At 54.0% G+C, this 17,798-nt stretch carries 26 protein-coding genes; 13 read left to right on the plus strand and 13 right to left on the minus strand.

Annotation, left to right across the window (positions count from 1 at the left end):
• Nucleotide 1 precedes the first annotated feature (1 nt).
• From AQ981_RS08595 to AQ981_RS28035, 11 genes are all read right to left on the minus strand, one after another.
• Entirely contained in the window at nt 2–1,219 is a 1,218-nt protein-coding gene (locus AQ981_RS08595; RefSeq protein ID WP_058911333.1) for a PBECR2 nuclease fold domain-containing protein, read from the minus strand.
• Nucleotides 1,209–2,699 carry a DUF935 domain-containing protein gene (locus tag AQ981_RS08600; protein ID WP_058911334.1) on the minus strand — a complete coding sequence of 497 codons (1,491 nt, stop codon included), beginning with the start codon at nt 2,697–2,699 and terminating at the stop codon, nt 1,209–1,211. Before AQ981_RS08600 ends, AQ981_RS08595 begins: the two co-directional genes overlap by 11 nt.
• Nucleotides 2,700–2,722: 23 nt before the next feature.
• Nucleotides 2,723–4,405: a hypothetical protein gene (locus AQ981_RS08605; RefSeq protein ID WP_058911335.1), complete on the minus strand. Its 1,683-nt coding sequence runs from the start codon at nt 4,403–4,405 to the stop codon at nt 2,723–2,725.
• Complete coding sequence (locus AQ981_RS08610) at nt 4,405–4,953, minus strand: phage protein Gp27 family protein (protein WP_058911336.1); 549 nt, start codon at nt 4,951–4,953, stop codon at nt 4,405–4,407. The genes AQ981_RS08605 and AQ981_RS08610 overlap by 1 nt, the downstream gene beginning before the upstream one ends.
• 1 nt (nt 4,954) lies before the next feature.
• Entirely contained in the window at nt 4,955–5,251 is a 297-nt protein-coding gene (locus tag AQ981_RS08615) for a VpaChn25_0724 family phage protein (protein ID WP_016808585.1), read from the minus strand.
• Nucleotides 5,252–5,261: 10 nt separating this feature from the next.
• Nucleotides 5,262–5,564 carry a DUF2730 family protein gene (locus AQ981_RS08620; protein ID WP_032742847.1) on the minus strand — a complete coding sequence of 101 codons (303 nt, stop codon included), beginning with the start codon at nt 5,562–5,564 and terminating at the stop codon, nt 5,262–5,264.
• A gap of 104 nt (nt 5,565–5,668) precedes the next feature.
• Nucleotides 5,669–6,118 (minus strand): hypothetical protein, encoded by a 450-nt coding sequence (locus tag AQ981_RS08625; protein WP_058911337.1) that lies wholly within the window; start codon nt 6,116–6,118, stop codon nt 5,669–5,671.
• Entirely contained in the window at nt 6,105–6,737 is a 633-nt protein-coding gene (locus AQ981_RS08630; RefSeq protein ID WP_179192449.1) for a transglycosylase SLT domain-containing protein, read from the minus strand. The genes AQ981_RS08625 and AQ981_RS08630 overlap by 14 nt, the downstream gene beginning before the upstream one ends.
• 2 nt (nt 6,738–6,739) lie before the next feature.
• Nucleotides 6,740–7,120: a putative holin gene (locus AQ981_RS08635; protein ID WP_032742844.1), complete on the minus strand. Its 381-nt coding sequence runs from the start codon at nt 7,118–7,120 to the stop codon at nt 6,740–6,742.
• A gap of 129 nt (nt 7,121–7,249) precedes the next feature.
• Nucleotides 7,250–7,810, minus strand: a complete 561-nt coding sequence (locus AQ981_RS28030; protein ID WP_058911339.1) for a hypothetical protein — start codon at nt 7,808–7,810, stop codon at nt 7,250–7,252.
• 227 nt (nt 7,811–8,037) lie between these two features.
• Nucleotides 8,038–8,175: a hypothetical protein gene (locus AQ981_RS28035; RefSeq protein ID WP_154675920.1), complete on the minus strand. Its 138-nt coding sequence runs from the start codon at nt 8,173–8,175 to the stop codon at nt 8,038–8,040.
• A 423-nt stretch (nt 8,176–8,598) separates the two neighbouring features.
• Between AQ981_RS28035 and AQ981_RS08645 the strand changes: the two genes are divergently transcribed.
• Nucleotides 8,599–9,369: a DNA adenine methylase gene (locus tag AQ981_RS08645; RefSeq protein WP_058911340.1), complete on the plus strand. Its 771-nt coding sequence runs from the start codon at nt 8,599–8,601 to the stop codon at nt 9,367–9,369.
• 50 nt (nt 9,370–9,419) lie between these two features.
• Here the strand turns inward: AQ981_RS08645 and AQ981_RS08650 are convergent, their stop codons facing one another.
• Nucleotides 9,420–9,785 carry a hypothetical protein gene (locus AQ981_RS08650; RefSeq protein WP_058911341.1) on the minus strand — a complete coding sequence of 122 codons (366 nt, stop codon included), beginning with the start codon at nt 9,783–9,785 and terminating at the stop codon, nt 9,420–9,422.
• Nucleotides 9,786–9,962: 177 nt separating this feature from the next.
• On the minus strand, nt 9,963–10,316 hold the full coding sequence (locus AQ981_RS08655; protein ID WP_071608840.1) for a helix-turn-helix domain-containing protein: 354 nt from the start codon (nt 10,314–10,316) through the stop codon (nt 9,963–9,965).
• A gap of 92 nt (nt 10,317–10,408) precedes the next feature.
• Between AQ981_RS08655 and AQ981_RS08660 the strand changes: the two genes are divergently transcribed.
• From AQ981_RS08660 to AQ981_RS08715, 12 genes are all read left to right on the plus strand, one after another.
• Nucleotides 10,409–10,597 carry a DNA-binding protein gene (locus AQ981_RS08660; RefSeq protein ID WP_058911343.1) on the plus strand — a complete coding sequence of 63 codons (189 nt, stop codon included), beginning with the start codon at nt 10,409–10,411 and terminating at the stop codon, nt 10,595–10,597.
• Between the two features lie 53 nt (nt 10,598–10,650).
• A complete protein-coding gene (locus AQ981_RS08665; RefSeq protein ID WP_016808597.1) occupies nt 10,651–10,956 on the plus strand; it encodes a helix-turn-helix domain-containing protein in 306 nt (101 codons plus the stop codon).
• 16 nt (nt 10,957–10,972) lie between these two features.
• Nucleotides 10,973–11,911: a hypothetical protein gene (locus AQ981_RS08670; RefSeq protein ID WP_058911344.1), complete on the plus strand. Its 939-nt coding sequence runs from the start codon at nt 10,973–10,975 to the stop codon at nt 11,909–11,911.
• Complete coding sequence (locus AQ981_RS08675; protein ID WP_058911345.1) at nt 11,904–12,311, plus strand: hypothetical protein; 408 nt, start codon at nt 11,904–11,906, stop codon at nt 12,309–12,311. The genes AQ981_RS08670 and AQ981_RS08675 overlap by 8 nt, the downstream gene beginning before the upstream one ends.
• Before the next feature lie 10 nt (nt 12,312–12,321).
• A complete protein-coding gene (locus AQ981_RS08680) occupies nt 12,322–14,106 on the plus strand; it encodes a DDE-type integrase/transposase/recombinase (protein ID WP_058911346.1) in 1,785 nt (594 codons plus the stop codon).
• A 12-nt stretch (nt 14,107–14,118) separates the two neighbouring features.
• Nucleotides 14,119–15,288: an ExeA family protein gene (locus tag AQ981_RS08685; RefSeq protein ID WP_058911347.1), complete on the plus strand. Its 1,170-nt coding sequence runs from the start codon at nt 14,119–14,121 to the stop codon at nt 15,286–15,288.
• Entirely contained in the window at nt 15,289–15,561 is a 273-nt protein-coding gene (locus AQ981_RS08690; protein WP_032742827.1) for a hypothetical protein, read from the plus strand.
• A 12-nt stretch (nt 15,562–15,573) separates the two neighbouring features.
• A complete protein-coding gene (locus AQ981_RS08695) occupies nt 15,574–15,789 on the plus strand; it encodes a hypothetical protein (RefSeq protein ID WP_032742824.1) in 216 nt (71 codons plus the stop codon).
• Between the two features lie 16 nt (nt 15,790–15,805).
• Entirely contained in the window at nt 15,806–16,417 is a 612-nt protein-coding gene (locus AQ981_RS08700) for a DUF3164 family protein (RefSeq protein WP_058911348.1), read from the plus strand.
• 77 nt (nt 16,418–16,494) lie between these two features.
• Nucleotides 16,495–16,680, plus strand: a complete 186-nt coding sequence (locus AQ981_RS08705) for a hypothetical protein (RefSeq protein WP_025712886.1) — start codon at nt 16,495–16,497, stop codon at nt 16,678–16,680.
• On the plus strand, nt 16,681–16,875 hold the full coding sequence (locus AQ981_RS08710; RefSeq protein ID WP_032742822.1) for a hypothetical protein: 195 nt from the start codon (nt 16,681–16,683) through the stop codon (nt 16,873–16,875).
• Entirely contained in the window at nt 16,865–17,587 is a 723-nt protein-coding gene (locus tag AQ981_RS08715; protein WP_058911349.1) for a DUF2786 domain-containing protein, read from the plus strand. The genes AQ981_RS08710 and AQ981_RS08715 overlap by 11 nt, the downstream gene beginning before the upstream one ends.
• Nucleotides 17,588–17,798 lie beyond the last annotated feature (211 nt).

Here is a 17,798-nt window from a genome sequence, read left to right on the forward strand (position 1 = left end):
GTCAGTCCTCCCGCGACCACAGGCTGATACCCTGTCGCAGTGACTGCAGCAGCGTATCATCAGCTGAAATATTCCCGGCCCAGCCATCGCGCCCGGTGGCGAACACCACCGACAGCGGGTCCGTTTCCCCCTCCTGCTGCAGGCGTGCCAGGTAATACCGTCTCACCAGCGACTGCTGTTCTTCCGGTAACCAGACAATCTGCGCCCATATTTCATCGGGGTGACGGACAGCCTCGGCCAATTGAAGTGCCTGCGCCAGTGTCAGCGGTATCTGGCCATGACCTTCCGGCGATGTGAACATATCGCTGCCAATGGCGATGCGCTGGCCCGTCGGGTCCCGGAATACTGCATCGCGCTCAGCGGTTGCGCCGAACAGCTGCAGGAAGGCGTGCACCGCATCAGTATCGCCTTCAGGCACCGGAGCCTGACGGGGCGCTGGCAACGGTGCCGATGTGGCTGGCGCTTCCTCCACCGGGGTGAACGGTCCGTCGCCGATCGGGTTACTGCTCCGGGGCGGTGGCACTTCACTGAAATACCGGCTGCGGCCAGGGGTATGCTCAAACCCCGGGTCAATCCCCTCCGGCACAATAACGGTCCTCGGGCCACCCGGACTGCGCTGGCCAATCACGCGGGCAATGAATTTGATGGGGGGCGCAGTATCCGGGCCGTCTTTGCCCATACGCCGCAGGTCATCGTCAGTGCGACCAATCACGCTGCATTCACATCCCCAGGCATTAATCGGGAAATGATAAATCCACCACGGGTCATCTGCCCGCAGGATCATCCCGTTCCATCCCAGATGCTCCTCACGTGGATGTTCAACGGAATCACTGTGGACATATTCCCAGTAAGGGTGAGTATCGCGCATGTCCATCAACTGTCTAAACCGCCCGGCCATATAAGCGCTGCGCAGGTTCGTTTCGTAAATGGTGCGAGAGCGCCACTCAAAGCCGCCGCTATAACTCCAGCCATAACGTGCAACGATGGCCGCGAAGTCCTTGCGGAAGGTTTCCAGCGTACCACCGTCAAGACTTTTCTCTACTGCAGTACGCAGGTCTGCCAGCAGGGCATCGCGGTTGGCTCCGGCAACCATAAACTCAGTGTCATGTGCGGAGCCATAGACGTCTGTCCAGGCATCAGTCTTCGTATTGAACTTGCGACGGAAGAAGGCAATCTGCTCGCTGAACGGTAGCGAGCCATAGCTGACGTTACCGGCCATTCATTTCCTCCAGCAGATCGTTACGTCCAGCCAAGGCAGCAGCAGACATCGCTTCGCCCAGAATACGGGCATAGTCATCAAGCGACATATCAGGTATCAGCACCGTCAGGCCGTCACGCAACTCGTCGGCGGTCTCAGCAGAGTCAACCAGCACTTTTATCTGATTGATCCATCCGTCCATGACCGGGCGAAGTTCGGTATTGAGGCGACCAGCCATCAGAGTGGCGGTATCGTTATGGTCCGGGTTATGCTCCGCAAATGACGACGGCGCAGCGGCCCGGGGGGGAGATGATACCAGCTCAGGCTTCGGCTCCCACTCGCCGCCGTAGGTCTCTTTGACAGTGGCCAACGTCGGACGATAGCCGGTGGTCTCGCTGATTGTTTTGTCGCGCTCAGCCCGGTCTTTCAGGTCTTCCGCCTCTTCGAAGACGCGGGACACCACCGGCACTGCGGCATCGGGGAAGTTAAACTCGGTAAACCATTTGCCCGGGCCACGGTTCCATGACTCACAGATAATATCGGCATCGGCCTTGACGATGGAATCCAGCACTTTGTCCTGCAGGGACTCATTACCGCCGATACCTTTTGCTGCACCACCAGAACTGGATATCTGACCCACCGTCACGCGTCGGATAGCCTCATTCATCGCGTTGTACATTGCCTGGTAGTCAGCCGCACCTGAACGGGCTGCAGACATCAGTTCGACGCTCATCCCCTCGGGCATAATGACGCCGCTGTCGGTAGAAATGGCACGGGTCAGCGCCAGCAGGTTACGTTTCTGCTCCTGCGTGGCCCCTTCGGGGTGTTTCCCAGCGACGGTTGGCATCCCGAACTTATCCAGGAAAATCAGCCAGAACTTAATGTCATTACGCTTAAAGAAGGTTGGCCAGTACAGCCAGTGCGCCAACCCCAGACCGTAGGGTTCATCATCGTGGTCTGCGCCGGTGGAAAATGACCAGAAATACGGCCCCTCGCAGGGCTCACCTGCCATCATGTTCTGTGGGGTCAGCAGGCGCAGTTCGCCTTGTGGGCTGAAGCGGAAGCGGCGACGGTCACGGACTTTGATGTTATCAATCCACAATAAATTATCCCGGACACCATAAATCAGTTCCGAGACGGCGTATCCGTAAAACACACCGAAATGCATCAGGCGGGTAATACGATCGAAACCCAGCGATTCAATCTGCTGGCGCATGGCGTCTGCTGCCTCAATATCAACCGGACGCTCACCACCTGCCTCGACCTTAATCTCACGGGATATCAGCGCATCCTGCCGCTGGCTGAAGGCCGACTTAACCTCATCGTCACTCAGTACCTCGCGGTAAATCTTCAGGTCAGGTGCGCCGCGATGCTGCAGAACGCTGTCATCGGATAATGCCAGCGCACCAATCCACGGGCGGGTGATATCGCGCCCGTCACCGGTCGAGGCAAACTCGCGCCCCAGTTCAGGACGCGGTGTAGATGAGGGTTTTGATGGCATTTGTCTTTTTTGTTTTTTGCGACTCACAGGAATCCTCCAAAATCATTAATGCCACGCACGGTACCGAACCCGGTTTCAGTGAATTCACCGGCGCTGCTGCTGTCGCCGAAGCCTGACAGCACGCGGAAAATATCGCGCTCACCGGTGGACTCAAACGCTATCTCTGTGGCCAGATTCAGGGCCGCATAGTTCGCCAGACAACCGGCAATCGCGGTATCACCGTGGCGGACCAGCTCAGGGTCTTTGAGGTCTTTTTTCTCCAGACTGGCTACCATCGGCACACCGTCGATTTTTTCCACGGCCCGCAGGTCCTGCGCCGTGTTCTCATCGCGTGGCAGGATGATCATGCTGTCCTCAAACAGGCCGGTGAATTTCGGCATCCAGAAGCCGTACCATTTACGATTCAGGGTGATTTCGGCAATGCGCGGGCGACCGTAGCGGTCGGCGGTATACTCGGCCAGTACCATACCCGGCCCGGTGGCATCCATCGCGCCGCCCGACTGGCGGGGGAGATGCTCGATGATCCAGTACAAAATTTGCTGCTGCAGTGCAGACGGCACGTTGTTCAGCTCCAGCAGGAACGGGACATCACGGCACAGGTTCTGCATGATGGCCATCGGTACGATGGAGGAGAAGTGCCGGTGGCGGGCGAAGTCCATACCAAACACGTGGCGCAGCTCCGGGTTCAGGGTTTCAGCCATCACCGGACGCAGCTCCCTGTCAATCCAGTCCTTACCCCATGCGGCACGTTCCGCCTCTGTCATATGGATAAAATCATCATCCAGCGCGAGACGGATGACGGGCCGTTCCTCTGGCATGGCCCGCTCGATCCAGATACCGGGAATACAGATACCGTTACCGTCACGCGGGATGGCATCCAGCTCCTCACGCATCGCCGCTTTACGCGGGCCATAGGCGTTGCGGATGCGGTTATACCAGTTTTTTTTCCCCTCGACGGTTGCCGCTTCGCCCTTCATCGCGCAGACCCGCTCGTACAGGCCATTCGTCACTGCATCATCGAAGGTAATACGTAACACGGCGGCATCGTCACCGTAGCGCCCCTCTTCGATATCCTTACAGAACTGGTGGAACGGGTTATTTTTGCCGTTCTCTGAGCTGATGACCACAATACGCCCGCCCCAGATAAGCAGCGCGGTGGCCGCATCCAGTACCCCCTGAACGTCAGCATGGAATGCGGCTTCGTCGATAATGACGACGCCCTGAAGACCACGGATGTTGGCTGGGCGGGACGAGAGTGCAGCAACCTGGAACCCGCTGGCGAAGCGGACACGATAGGCCGCAATCATCCGGGTATTACCCTGTTCGTCCTGGTCTTCGAAAAGGAACTCTTCAATCGCTGAGACGTCCTGAGCCTGCTGGGCTGCGATGACGCGGGCGAACTTGGCCACGTAGCCAATGAACTCCAGCCCTTTCTCTTTGGTATCACCGATGTAGTAGACGTTGTCGCCGCCAGCGGCTTTCTGCGCCCCGGCTATCAGGGTCGAGTTAAGCCCCCAGGCGAAGGTGATACCGGCACGCCGCCCCTTCGGGATAGCCAGAATGGACACATCAAATTTGAGGCATTCCACCTGGTGGGCCATCAACACACCGTCGGCAAACGGGTTGAAGCCGAACGGGATTTCCCGGGCCCGCGCCGGAAGCTCATCCCATTCAACGGTACGGATAGTGGACGCTAAGGGTTTCATCACTTGATCCCCAGCACGCGCTCACGCCAGAACTGCACCTGGTCTTCGCTTAACCCCTGCGCTCTGGCCGTCTCTTTCAGATTCTCTTCCTGCTCGTGCAGCAGCCGCTCACGGGTGGCACGCTCAATCTCGCGGCGCTCATCGAGGCTGGCCTTACGCGACTGCAGGACGTCTTTGGCGGCACGGGCAAGATGGCGCACCGTGTCGATGTCCGGGTCCTCGGCCTGCTGAGCGGTAAAGGCAGCATGGGTGGTGAGCGTGGTGACGGCCTGAACCATCAGGGCACCGGCGCGTTCGTCCGGATTCTCTCCCAGCTCACTGACCAGCAGGCGGGCCATCTGGTCCTGCTCGCGCATGCGACTGACCATTTCGCCAAACGTCTGCTTATAACGACCCAGCGCACTGCGGCTGGGTGCGTCCTCGCCCGGGAAGTGTTCGTGGATATCGGCCAGCAGCTCATCCAGTGTCATACGGTCTTCCCGCAGACGGCGCTCGATATGGGCGCGGACGTCAGGCTCCAGACGGTGAATCGTGGACTTTCTTCCCATATCAGCCTCCCGCGCCGGGACGCTTCACACCAGGCACAATCGCCCGACCCGCAGCCACATCAGCGCCGCGTTCGGTCAGGCGGGCAACCAGCACCGTCCCGATATCTTCAACCGTCACCAGACCCTGCTCTTCAAGCCAGCGCAGCTCAGATTTAATCTGGTCGCGGCTGGGAGCGTGGCCATAGCGGGTCAGCGCCTGGTAAATGACGGAACTGTTGGAGCTGTAACTCGGCATCTCGGACAAAAAACGCAGCATAACGAGGCGCTGGTCCTCACGCAAAAAACTGGCAAAGTTCATGGGTCCTCCGTTATTTCTTCTGCAGCAGATAGGCTTCGATATTCTCAGTACGACGATAGGTGGCCGCTATCTGCTCCTGCATCCCGTGCATCTGGGCTTCAGTACGGCTCAGTTTTGCGATGAGTTCGGTGATTTGCGACTGCGTTGGTACCGATTTAATCTGTGCCTCAACGGTGGTGATGCGGGTGCGCAGCTCCAGCAATTCCTTCTGACTGGCTGACTGGCGACCAATCAGCCAGGTATAGACACCAACCACCGCCATCACTGCCCATTGCAAAAATGCCCAGTCGAATCTCAGTTCATTTATTCCCACAGTTACCCTCCTGGGCACACTTGATGACTTCAACCAGCTGACCGGCGCACAGGCCGTACTGGTCATATAACTGCTTCTGAGCCACCGCGAGATCGTCCATACCGCTACTTGCCGGAAACACCGGACGGGGACATGGTACGGTCATCCTCGCGGGTAAGACCCGAGGAAGCGGCTGTTGCTGCTCTCTCCCGGGCTCCGGCGAGTTCCTGCATGACGTCAGCATCAAACCTGCAACCAGCACGACTGGCAGCGTTCTTTTTGAGAGCCTCACGAATGGCCTCCGTGGATTTTTCATCCGCCTGCTGGCGGGCGTTAATTTGTTGTGCCAGTAAGGTGCTGGCCTGATTTGCCTGCGCAGTCAGTTGCCTGGCCCCGTCGATAAACTGATTCAGGGAGTCGGCGGCCTGCTGAGTCTTCTGATTTGCAACCTCAAGTCGCACATCCGCTTCCCCGCGCTCGTATCCCTGATGCCAGATAAACCAGACCGACCCCAGCATCAGCGCTCCCCACAACAGATAACGGGCGATCACTTTCACCCACTCAGTCGACGTCATGGCATTCTCCCGGTCCCCAGCCCGCCGCCAGATAGCGCGGTTGCCAGGTGTAGATGATTTTCAGGGGATAGCCCCGGTTCTCGCGAAAGTTGGCAGCGCTCCGGCCCGCATTCACCTTTTCGACCTGGTTCCAGTAACGACTGGCATCCAGCCCAATACTGGTGGCCAGCTTCCGGTCTCTCTGGACCCAGCCCAGACCACCGTTATAGGCCGACAGCGCAAAAGCCATGCGGTCACAGTCGCTGGCGGTACCCGGGAGTCGCTGCCAGTGCCACCGGTTGTACTGCACCAGCGCCCGCATGGCCCACGACGGGTTGTAAGGCTGACGGTCTTTCAGCTGCTCAGGGTAAATACCGGCAATCCAGCTGGCGGTGGCAGGCATAAACTGAGCCAGCCCCTGCGCTCCGACCGGAGAACGGGCGCGGGCGTTCCACTGTGATTCCTGATGGATTTGGGCGGCGAAGGTGGATACAGGGGCATTAAGCCCCCAGATAGCGCGGGCATTACGCGTCAGCTCGCGCTGGTATTGCCGGGCCTCAACCGGAATGCTGGCCGCAAAGACCGGGTGACAACCACTCAGCAGGCAAAGCAGGATGAGGGACAGCGCGAGTCGGATCATCGTCAGAGCCCCATTGTCACGCCGAGGCAGATCGCCGCGACAATTAGCGCCCGGCGAATCAGTACCACAGCGAAAATCAGCTCATAGCCTTTTGCGACGGGATATTCAGGTCCACTGAAATACTCAACACCACTGAACTTGCTAACTTGCCTGGTGTTTTGCTTTTTCCAGTCGTTAGCCAGGTACCCACCCGGGCTGGCATATGGGAACAGAGCCCGATCAAGGTGGTAGCCGAGAATGGCAGCGATGGAAACCAGAGACAGTTTGTACAGCGTGACGCCGAGCTGTTCGGGCGAAATGAGGGCGATAGCGGCCAGCAGCGCAACGGCAAGGATGATCCAGTTGCGCAGCCGCTGGTGACGGACCTTGTGAAGTAACGACATGAGGTGACTCCTGAAGATGAATGTGCCCGTGGGCTAAATAGATCAGGAGATAGTGTGTGTCAGAATGGGGTGCAGAGTAATTTGCCCCCGGGCAGAAAAAAGCCCGACAGATATCGGGCTTCCTGAAGGTTAATTCTGTTGTTGAGGTGTATTACCTATTTTCTCCAGTTGATCGCTGTGAACGTCAATAAAAGGAGCCATCTTACGCTGGAACCAGCCGATGTTAACCATTTCTGATTTCGGATAGTTCATTGCACGAAGCTGCTCGTTATAACACAACGCATCCAACACGCGGAGAACCGGTGGCTCATCCATTTCGATGGTCAGGCGCTTATCTGTGAATTCAGCAATGTTTTCCTCCGAGGGTTCGGTTTTCATCATCGCCTTCTCGATCTCTACAAATTGACGTGCCAGATCGAAGTGAAGTCGAGCCCTCTGAGAAGACCCCAACACCAGATTAATAGCTGATAGACCAGTCACCAACCCAAGGGCAACAAGTGCCACGGTTTTCCACGATTGTTCGAGTACCCCGTAAATGGCTGTTGAACCCAGCATCACGGATAACATATTGCTGACTTGATCTAACCTGTCGTAAAACGCCCGACGACGGTTGTGATATCTTACAGAACGACGGATATCAAACAGCAAGTGATGCCATTTTTTGGTGATGTTATCTTGTGCTTCCTCCATTTTTATCCCCTTTTGTTGGAAGTGGGTCCGGTGGAGCGAATGTGTTCGATATTACAATACCATCACGGATATCGCCAAAGTCAGTTTGTCGCTTGTCCTTATGGCTTTCTGTTATTGGGCCGGAGGGTCTTTGAGGCCTGCCATTAGATGGTTTTTGTTTTGATTTATCATTCATTTTAAATTCCCCTATCAGGTATTGTTTGTCACTCCGAGCTGATAACACGCCTCTATTGGTCTTCTTTAAGCTCTCTAGCGGCCTTAGCTTGTTCGCTCCACTGCTCAACGGCTCCCTTTAGGGATTTTTTGAAAGCCTTGACTATATCCTCACGCTTGAAAGCATCACTTTTTTCGTAACGTGCAGTCATCTGTTGTTCAAGACCATCACTTACAAAGTGCTCCCACAGCCGCTCTATTTTCTCTGGTGATGGATGGGCTATCAGTTGACAAGTCAGAAGCCATGCAACACCTCGTCTCTGGCTCTGACTGCAAATAGCTCAGCTTCAAGAGCACAAACTCTGTTTGTTAAAGCATCAAAGGCTTCCTGTATATCTACCTTTTCATTCATCTAACAGCTCCCCAACGTATTCCGCCCAAGGGCAGATGACTCTTGCTGTGTGTTTAAGAAAAAATATTGGCACTCTTTAGAAAGAGCGGCCTGCGGGATGCGCTAACATCCTGCAGGCCAGTAACACACAGCGCATACCTGTGAGTCACATCTTGGCTCAGTCCGTCTCGCGAGACAGATTCAGCCTACTGCATTTTCATTCAATGAAAAAGGCTTACAGAATATGAAATCTCAGTTTTTGCCAGTATTACCGTGGATGGGGGGTAAACGCCGCCTGGCCAGACACATTCTTCCGTTATTTCCGTCACACACCTGCTACGTGGAGCCGTTCTGTGGCGCAGCGGCGCTGTACTTCATGAAAGAGCCCAGCAAGGTTGAGGTCATCAATGATATTCACGGCGAGCTGATTAATCTCTACCGGGTGATCAAGCATCATCTTGACGAGTTTGTCCGGCAGTTCAGATGGGCGCTGGTCAGTCGCCAGATATACCGCTGGATGAAGGATACCCCGGAAGAAACACTGACCGACATTCAACGAGCAGCCCGCTTCTTCTACCTGCAGAAACAGGCTTTTGGCGGTAAGGTGGCCGATCATACCTTTGGTACCACTACCACCAGCGCACCACGCCTTAACCTGCTACGCATAGAAGAAGAACTGTCACTCGCTCACCTGCGACTTTCCAGAACCACCATTGAGCACCTGGACTGGGCGACCTGCATTAAGCGGTACGACCGCTCCCATACGCTTTTTTACTGTGACCCACCGTACCTGAAAACTGAGGGATATGGCGTTGAATTCGGGCTGGAGGAATATGTGCGCATGGCGGAACTGGCGCGGACCATCAGCGGGAAAATGGTTATTTCGGTGAACGATATCGAAGAAATGAGGGAAATCTTTGCCGGGCTGCGGATTCAGACGGTCGATATCCGCTACAACCTGCAAACAACGGGTAAAGCTGAACTCAAGCGAGAGCTAATTATCTGCAATTTCTAATCATATCCTGAAGAGAATGGCCGATATCGGCCATTCTGACCATAGTTCAATTACTCTGCGCTCTTTGAGTTTGAGGGCGTCCTGGAGACACCTAGAGTGCAGCCATTTTTTACCCTAAGTAGTTGCAATTGTGACAGTCGGGTGTTTGCACTCTCAAGAGCACTATTTTTTTCCATAGTGTTGCCAATACCAAAATCACCCAAAAAGGAAAGGACTGAACGACCATCGAACTGGCTTTCTTTATCAACATGCTGCAGGAAACCATGAACTTTGGCTTCCTCTAACTCTATTTCCCGGCATGACATCATATCTTTTTCGTACTGAGTTAATTCGCCCTGCCTGCCGTAGTTTTTTGTTGAACACCCTGAAACTAATGCTACTAGCGGTATAATAGCCAAGAAATAACGCATTTTCATTCCTCAATTTACTGTATGGTTCAGGGCTAATCCGCCCCAAAATGATACTCCGGATGAATGTTTTTTGGGCAGGTGAATATTCCATTATTACTATACTCACTCCTCGTGTCTGGGAGTGTTTCGACATTTTTTATAGTCAAAAATGTTAACCACATTGCCTCTGTCTTGTTTTCTCTGTTACCCCGCAAGTTTACCTGGTTTAGGTTGTGCGAGGCCTTTGCCAACCTCAAGAATCGCCCTCCGTTGTTCGGGGGTCATTTCATCGAAAGCATCCAGTAATTCCTGTTTTTCAGAGGACATTTTTGGGATAGCTGCCGGGGAGGACATCATATTACTCCTCTGGCCTGTAACTACATAAAGCACATCCAGCCCGACACCAGCCCAGACACTAAGAGCATCAGCTCCAGGTGCTGACTCGTCTTTTTCCCATCTTAATTGGCTTTTATAAGAAGCCCCAACCAATTCAGCAAATTCAGACTGGCTAAATCCCAAACGGTTTCGTTCTTCTTTCAGACGTGCCCCAAGTGACATTTTTGTCCGCTCTCTCTTTACATATCCCATTTATGGGATAATAATCTAACACACATAAGGCAAACATCATTGCATCAATAAAGGGGACAACGATGACTGCAGAACAAGTCAAAGCACTCTTTCGCCAGCGAGGGGTCACTTTCACCCAGTGGGCTGAAGAGCATGGCTACTCCCGGAATGAGGTCTACCGGGTTCTTAATGGCCAGACCAAAGCCAATTACGGTAAATCGCACGAGATCGCCGTCAAGCTAGGGCTCAAACCCGGCAACGTTGCAGCCTGAAGAGCCTGCAATAAGTGTAACAGTGTTTCATATATAGAAAAGAGGTATGTGACATGAGCAAGGTAATCACATCCACATCCGGTGGCCGTATCCTGCGGGTTCTCAAAGCACTCAAAGGGTCTTCACTCAGTGGCCGTTCCAACAGCGAGCTTGCTAAAGCACTGGACGAATCACCGGCCAATATCAACCGAGCCCTCAATACCCTTATTGAAGAAGGATTGGCCCAGAAGCTGGATAACGGCAGGTTTGCCCTTAGTGTCCAGGTTCTGCAGATCGCTGTTGCACACAGTAATGAAATTGCCCGAGCTCAGGGGCGTATTGATGAACTGAATCAGCGCATCATCGCTGGCAGTCGCTAATTAAGGAAAAGCAAGAATGGCCCGAACTAAGCAACAAACCACTGAACTGGCACCTGATGTGACCCTGAATCCTGAACTGATTACCTCCCAGAACCTGATGGCCACCGTCAGCAGCCATATGACCGATGAACGTGACCTGCTGAACCAGTTACTGGGTCAGGCTCAAATGGCTGATGCGTTTGCTCAATTTTCCAAGACCGTCTTGACTTCTAAGATGGCATTTGTAAAGGAAAATAAACTTTATCAATCACTTAAGGGAAAGAAGGGTCAAGACGGTCTTGAGTTTTCAGGTACATGGGCAGAATTCTGCAATTTGCTCGGATACACCCCTGAACATGCTAATGAATCAATCAACAACCTCCAATCCTTCGGCGAAGAAGCCCTGGAATCCATGTCCCGTATGGGTATCGGCTATCGCGAGCTGCGCCAGTTCCGCCGCCTGCCGGAAGACCAGAAAAGCGCCCTGATCGAAGTGGCCAAAGAAGGCGACAAAACCGCGCTGCTTGAGCTGGCCGAAGAGATGATTTCCAAACATGCCCGCGAGAAGGAAGAGCTGAAGACCGACCTTGAAATCAGTCGCCAGATGCTGGCCGAGAAAAAAGAAGAACTCGGCACGATGCGCAATGAAAAAGAGGAGCTGAAATCCCGCCTGGTTCGCCGCACCACCACTGAAACACCGGACGAAGAAGGCGTGGCGCTTGAGACGGAAGTCACTGGCTTTAAAAGCGGGGTTCTCAGCGCATTCTTTGACCTTAAAAGCGGTTTCAACGCGCTGACCGAGCACACCGAACGCACCGGCATCAACCATACCGGCATGATGGCGGGCCTGCTTGATGACCTTCAGGCGCAGTTTGAAGAGCTGCGTCAGGAATTCAGCCTGCCGGAAGCCCGCGAGACCAGCGTGATACCGGACTGGGTAAAAGAAGCACAGCAAGAGGATGAAAATAATGGATAAAACCACCGCTGTTATTGACTCACCAGAGGCGCTGGGCGCTGCCCTGTGCCGCCATGTACCCGATATGGCCAACGGTTTCACCATCACCACCCGGGACAGCCAGCTGCAGCTGACTGTAACTGCCGAAGATACCAGGCCTTTCATTGCGGCGATGGAACGGCTGCTGAAGGGCAAAATCCGCCAGATCCAGCGTGGGCATCAGGAACGCGTTCTGGATGAAAAAGAGGCCATTTTTGATGCCAATAACAAGATTATTGCTGAACGGCAGGCTGAGTATGCGCGGCTCCTCTGGGACGGGAATCCTCCATTTACCACTGACGAACTGGACCGCATCGCCGCTATCTACAGAGCGGCCATGTCGCGCAAAAAAGCGGACTCACATACTGACACTGGTATCTGAGGGGGCCGCGATGAATCCAGTCCTTACTCAGAGACTCGTTGCCATTGCCGAAGCAGCCAGCGCTGCCGGGCATGGCAAAAAAGAAGCAGTGTATCAGGCAGCCTGCGAAGAATTGTGTATGTCACGTGCCACATTGCTCAAAAAACTGAATGCCGTCCGCCTGCAGAAGCCGAGAAAACAGCGCTCTGACGCTGGTGATTCCGCGCTGACCCGCGAGGAGGCGATGACCATTTCCGGCACTCTGATGGAAACCATCCGTGGGACGGGCAAACGTACCCTCAGCGTGGAAAAAGCCATCAACAGCCTGCGCGATAATGGTCTGATCGTCAGCGGCAGGCTTGATGAGACCACCGGTGAGATTGTGCCGCTGTCGGCCAGCGCCATTATCCGCGCCCTGCGCCAGTACCGCCTGCACCCTGACCAGCTGCGGGCACCGGCTCCGGCAGTGCAGCTGGCCAGCCGCCACCCGAACCACGTCTGGCAGCTGGATGCGTCCATCTGCGTACTGTATTACCTCAAGAACCCGGCCAAAGGGGTTAAGGGGGATACCGGGCTGCGCATCATGGATGAGAAGGAGTTCAACAAGAACAAGCCCGCCAACGTGGCCAAAGTCGTCAATGACCGCGTCTGGTCTTTTGAAGGGACCGACCACACCACCGGGTGGATCTACCTGGAGTATCGCTTCGGCGGTGAAACCACAGAGAACTTCACGTCCGTCCTGATCAACATGATGCAGGAACGCGGCGGCGCTGACGTGCTGCACGGGGTGCCAAAGGTGCTGTTCACCGACCCCGGTGCAGCCCTGAAATCCCCCACGATGGGCAACCTGTGCCAGGCTCTGGGCATCAGGCTGATTGCGCACAAAGCCCGCAACGCCCGGGCCACCGGCTCGGTGGAAAAGGCTCGTGACATTCTGGAACGGGATTTCGAACACGGCCTGCGCTTCTGCCGGGTGGAGAGCATCGACGAGCTGAACCGCCTGGCGCGTCTGTGGCGGATGAAGTTCAACCGCACGGCCATTCACAGCCGTTACGGCATGGCCCGCACGGATAAATGGTTGCTGATCACCGAAGAGCAACTGGTCAAGGCTCCCTCTGTTGAGGTCTGCCGGGAAGCGGCGGTTTCTGCGCCGGTCAGCTGCAAGGTGGACAGCTTTATCCGGGTACGTTTCCGGGGGAGGCAGTACGACGTTTCCGCTGTGCCGGGTGTCTGCGTGAATGACCGCGTGATGGTTGCCCGCAACCTCTACCGTGACGAGCAGGCTCAGGTGGTGATGACGGGTGAGGATGGTCTGAAAACCTTCTTCCTGGTTGACGAGGTGCAGAAAGACGAACACGGCTTTGCTGTTGATGCCCCGGTTATCGGTGAGAGCTTTAAATCGCTGCCCCAGACCGTCGCCCAGCAGCATCTTGATGAAGTTGAGCAGCACGTTTTCGGCACCGCCAGCAAGGAAGAGACAGAGGCCGCGAGAAAAGGCAAATCCCTGCCGTTCGGGGGACGTTTCAACCCATATCTCGATATTGAACGCGACGATCACCCGACCTATCTGCCAAAACGCGGCCAGGAAAGTCAGGTGCGTGGCCCGCGCATCGAGCAGCGCCCGTTATCTCATGTTGAAGCAGCTAAATTGCTGCGTGAGCGCCTGACTGCGGCTGGCCATAACTGGTTCCCGGAACACTACGCGCAGCTGGTCAGTCGCTTTCCGGAAGGCGTTCCGGCAGAAGATATTGACGCCATCGCGCAGGAGCTGGCCGGGAACAAAGCGCCACGACTCAGCATCGTTAACGGCCATTAACCGGAGGCACCCATGCTGGTACTGAAAGACCTGATGAAGCAGCACGGTATCGAACAGACAGAAGTTGCTGCAGCTGCAGCTGTTTCGCAGCCCGCCGTTTCACAGCTGATTAACCACGGCATCTGGCCGAAGCGTCGCCCTGAAGAAGTGCGGCAAAAAATAATGAATTTTCTGGCATCACGCGGGCTCGGACAGGACTTGTCCCGGGCGTTTGATGAGGTACTGGCGGCGGAATCCGCCAGTACCTCCGTCCCGCAACAGGCAAAAAACGAAGAGGACGAGAATATGTTACTGGCAAAACAGGTATTAAATCCAGTCACCAAAAAGCAATTCGGTATTTTCCGTGACCCGTTTGCAGATGACGCGATGCAGAGTTCGGAGGATGTGTTTACCACGCCGGATATCCGCTACGTCCGCGAGGCGCTGTATCAGACGGCCCGGCACGGTGGTTTTATGGCGGTTATCGGCGAATCCGGGGCGGGGAAAAGCACGCTGCGCCGCGACCTGATCGAACGTATCCACCGCGAAAATACGCCGGTCATCGTCATTGAGCCCTACATCATTGCGATGGAGGACAATGACAATAAAGGCAAGACCCTGAAAGCGGCCAGCATCGCCGAGGCGATCATCAGCACCATCGCACCGCTGGAAGGTGTCAAACGCAGCCAGGAGGCCCGTTTCCGCCAGTTACACCGTGTCCTGAAGGATTCCAGCAACGCCGGTTACAGCCATGTTCTGGTGATTGAAGAGGCACACTCACTGCCGCTGCCCACGCTGAAGCATCTGAAGCGCTTCTTTGAGCTGGAACATGGCTTTAAAAAACTGCTATCCATCGTGCTGATTGGTCAGCCTGAGCTCGCGATGAAGCTGTCAGAACGTAACCAGGAAGTGCGCGAGGTTGTACAGCGCTGCGAGGTCGTCGAGTTGCTGCCACTGGATTCGGAGCTGGAGCGGTTCCTGGAGTTCAAATTTAAGCGGGCCGGTAAATCCGTCTCGGATGTTCTTGATAACAGCGCCGTCGACGCGATTCGCGCTCGCCTCAGCAACAATATTGGCGGTCGCCGGGGGGTTGTCAGCCTGTTATATCCGCTGGCCATCAGCAATCTGATTATTGCAGCCATGAATATGGCCGCACAGCTCGGCGTTCCGGTTGTTAATGCCGACGTTATTAAGGCGGTTTAAATGAAAACAATACCGAACGTTAATAAACAGCTGGCTGATTTGATGAATGCTATTGCGGCACTCAATGCAATGAATACGCCTGTCACCAGCATCATGATTTATTCAGGAAAGCCGGTTATTCGTGTTTCTCGCGACAGTCCTTGCGTCAGTCATTTCAGGGGGAAAAAGTCGGGTTATACCATGACCGGTATTGACCATCAGGGGCGTTACCGTCAGGGGGAAGTTGAGATGTATGGTTGCAGGGTTATCTGGTCAGAATCATTACTTCACTGAAGGGAAAATATAATGGCAATAAAGATAGAGATTTTAATCGCGCTGACGCCAGAAGGATTTATCTATTGCAAAATGACCGGCGCAAATACAAAAGACGCGAGTGAAAGTGAGCTGGCGACGCTTGAGTCATTAAAGCCTGTTGTAAATGAATCTGTTCTCAACAAACTTAAACAGAGCGGATATCGGGTTGCAGCTGATTATCTGCAGCCTTCCGGCAAATCACATTAAACACTGAGGTCATATTATGACGACGATTAATCAGGACGAATATATGAAAGACCGTAAAGGTCGCCTGGTTCCGATAAACCAGATTTCTGATTACGACCTGGCAATGGACAGCTTTGTCCGGGAGCAGGTTGCTGCGGCGAAAGCCAAGAATGCTGAGCTGAGTGAATTTAAAGACCGTGCATTTAACGAATGCTATGCCTGGCTTGACCTAGTGGCAGAAAAATTCGGCAGAACGCGGGGCGGTGCCAAGGGCAATGTGACTTTCCCCACCTTTGACGGTAGCCAGCAAATTACGATCCGCGTACAGGAAACACTGACGTTCGGGCCGGAGCTGCAGATAGCCAAGGAACTGTTTGATGAATGTGTTACCGACTGGTCGAAAGGTGCCAATGCCAACCTGCAGGCGATTGTCACCGATGCCTTCCAGGTTGATAAAGAGGGGCAACTGAACACTGGGCGTATTCTCTCCCTGCGAAGGGTAAAAATACAGGATGAGCGCTGGATTAAAGCAATGGATGCGATATCGGAATCGCTGCAGGTGGCCATGTCCAAAACCTATATTAATTTCCGGGAGAAAGATAAGTCCGGTAAGCTGGTTAATATACCGTTAGATATCGCTGCTATTTAATTTATTTCTCCATTTCTTTTTAATCCGGCGTCAGTGCCGTGGGATTCTGCACGCCGGATTTAGCAATAGGGCTATTTATGCTGACATTAGCCGGTTTTATTTTACTGGTATCAGCATGCGGAACAGATGCCTGTGACGCACTGCCTGTTACTGAAGATATCTATCTCAATAAGCAGTCCTGCGAGCTGGTCGCAGACGTCATTCATGAGCGCTCACCGGGCGCTTTATTGATTTGTGGGGAAGTCTGGCGGGAGGAAGAATAAATGTCTCTGTTATGCAAACGTTGCGACAACCCGGTCGATGATCTGGATTTTGAGCAAGCAACCATTATGGAAAGTTTTGATGGTACGTGGTGTATCGACCTGATTCTGAAATGCCCTCACTGCGGACTTTCATATAACGCTTTTGTCCCCACAGCTGAATTACAACCTCTGACAGGTGATGAAAATGACAAATGAAACTGAAAAATACCTGGCTAAAATCAAAAAGCTCCTGAATCTGGCCCGTCGCAGTTCGAATTCTCATGAAGCGGCCACTGCGCTCAATCAGGCGCAGGCATTGATGCGTAAGCACAAGCTGAGCCAGAATGATATCGATCTGATGGATATCACCAGCAAGGCCAGTAAAGGTGCGCCATCCCATGCACAAAGCATCCCCCGTTATATGACGTTTCTGGGCCAGTTAATTTGCCGTGCTATGGGTGTTAACTGCTATTACTCTTTCCGCCGCAACTATATGAACAGCCAGAAGCAAAACACCGTCATTTTTTATGGTCCGGATGAGCGCCCGGAAATTGCCGCTTATGCTTTTGATGTGCTTTCCCGCCAGATGGTCAAAGCCCGCCGTACCTTTATTAGCTCTCTGCGTAAGAATATTAAGCCTTCCACTAAAACAGCCCGCGCAGACCAGTTCTGCGAAGGATGGACCGAAGGTGCGTATCAGGCGATAGAGCCATTTGTAGTGACGGAAACCGAAAAAACACTGATGGCTAATTTTCTGGCGAAACTGAAGAAGGAACAGGATTTATCCGACCTGACCCCGCGTGAAGCTAAAAAATGTCGGGGTGATCAGGATGCGGCGGAAGCTGGATTTAACGAGGGATTAAAAGCACGTTTAAATCACGGAGTATCCGGTAAAGATTCTGCCCTTTCTCTGGAGTACACGTCATGAAGCTAACTGTCGGAAATATTCTTTTACTGTGCGTACTGGGCTGCGTTGTCATCTGGGTTGCTGCCGGGTTTATCGGTTATTACACCGTTATCGCTGTCCTAGATTATTTTAATAAACCGTAAGAGGCTTACATATATGAATAAAAAACTCATAGCCGAAGCCTCACGGTTTCAGTCGTCGCATGAGCGTAAAGGATTCTGGTGGTTAATTC

This window comes from Entomohabitans teleogrylli (assembly GCF_001484765.1).
GTDB lineage: Bacteria > Pseudomonadota > Gammaproteobacteria > Enterobacterales > Enterobacteriaceae > Entomohabitans > Entomohabitans teleogrylli.

Bases quoted from the DNA above. Each gene is read 5' to 3' on its own strand.
- AQ981_RS08595 (WP_058911333.1), bottom strand. From the start codon at position 1,219: ATGGCCGGTAACGTCAGCTATGGCTCGCTACCGTTCAGCGAGCAGATT.
- AQ981_RS08600 (WP_058911334.1), bottom strand. From the start codon at position 2,699: ATGCCATCAAAACCCTCATCTACACCGCGTCCTGAACTGGGGCGCGAG.
- AQ981_RS08605 (WP_058911335.1), bottom strand. From the start codon at position 4,405: ATGAAACCCTTAGCGTCCACTATCCGTACCGTTGAATGGGATGAGCTT.
- AQ981_RS08610 (WP_058911336.1), bottom strand. From the start codon at position 4,953: ATGGGAAGAAAGTCCACGATTCACCGTCTGGAGCCTGACGTCCGCGCC.
- AQ981_RS08615 (WP_016808585.1), bottom strand. From the start codon at position 5,251: ATGAACTTTGCCAGTTTTTTGCGTGAGGACCAGCGCCTCGTTATGCTG.
- AQ981_RS08625 (WP_058911337.1), bottom strand. From the start codon at position 6,118: ATGACGTCGACTGAGTGGGTGAAAGTGATCGCCCGTTATCTGTTGTGG.
- AQ981_RS08630 (WP_179192449.1), bottom strand. From the start codon at position 6,737: ATGATCCGACTCGCGCTGTCCCTCATCCTGCTTTGCCTGCTGAGTGGT.
- AQ981_RS08635 (WP_032742844.1), bottom strand. From the start codon at position 7,120: ATGTCGTTACTTCACAAGGTCCGTCACCAGCGGCTGCGCAACTGGATC.
- AQ981_RS28030 (WP_058911339.1), bottom strand. From the start codon at position 7,810: ATGGAGGAAGCACAAGATAACATCACCAAAAAATGGCATCACTTGCTG.
- AQ981_RS28035 (WP_154675920.1), bottom strand. From the start codon at position 8,175: ATGACTGCACGTTACGAAAAAAGTGATGCTTTCAAGCGTGAGGATATA.
- AQ981_RS08645 (WP_058911340.1), top strand. From the start codon at position 8,599: ATGAAATCTCAGTTTTTGCCAGTATTACCGTGGATGGGGGGTAAACGC.
- AQ981_RS08650 (WP_058911341.1), bottom strand. From the start codon at position 9,785: ATGAAAATGCGTTATTTCTTGGCTATTATACCGCTAGTAGCATTAGTT.
- AQ981_RS08655 (WP_071608840.1), bottom strand. From the start codon at position 10,316: ATGTCACTTGGGGCACGTCTGAAAGAAGAACGAAACCGTTTGGGATTT.
- AQ981_RS08660 (WP_058911343.1), top strand. From the start codon at position 10,409: ATGACTGCAGAACAAGTCAAAGCACTCTTTCGCCAGCGAGGGGTCACT.
- AQ981_RS08665 (WP_016808597.1), top strand. From the start codon at position 10,651: ATGAGCAAGGTAATCACATCCACATCCGGTGGCCGTATCCTGCGGGTT.
- AQ981_RS08670 (WP_058911344.1), top strand. From the start codon at position 10,973: ATGGCCCGAACTAAGCAACAAACCACTGAACTGGCACCTGATGTGACC.
- AQ981_RS08675 (WP_058911345.1), top strand. From the start codon at position 11,904: ATGGATAAAACCACCGCTGTTATTGACTCACCAGAGGCGCTGGGCGCT.
- AQ981_RS08680 (WP_058911346.1), top strand. From the start codon at position 12,322: ATGAATCCAGTCCTTACTCAGAGACTCGTTGCCATTGCCGAAGCAGCC.
- AQ981_RS08685 (WP_058911347.1), top strand. From the start codon at position 14,119: ATGCTGGTACTGAAAGACCTGATGAAGCAGCACGGTATCGAACAGACA.
- AQ981_RS08690 (WP_032742827.1), top strand. From the start codon at position 15,289: ATGAAAACAATACCGAACGTTAATAAACAGCTGGCTGATTTGATGAAT.
- AQ981_RS08695 (WP_032742824.1), top strand. From the start codon at position 15,574: ATGGCAATAAAGATAGAGATTTTAATCGCGCTGACGCCAGAAGGATTT.
- AQ981_RS08700 (WP_058911348.1), top strand. From the start codon at position 15,806: ATGACGACGATTAATCAGGACGAATATATGAAAGACCGTAAAGGTCGC.
- AQ981_RS08705 (WP_025712886.1), top strand. From the start codon at position 16,495: ATGCTGACATTAGCCGGTTTTATTTTACTGGTATCAGCATGCGGAACA.
- AQ981_RS08710 (WP_032742822.1), top strand. From the start codon at position 16,681: ATGTCTCTGTTATGCAAACGTTGCGACAACCCGGTCGATGATCTGGAT.
- AQ981_RS08715 (WP_058911349.1), top strand. From the start codon at position 16,865: ATGACAAATGAAACTGAAAAATACCTGGCTAAAATCAAAAAGCTCCTG.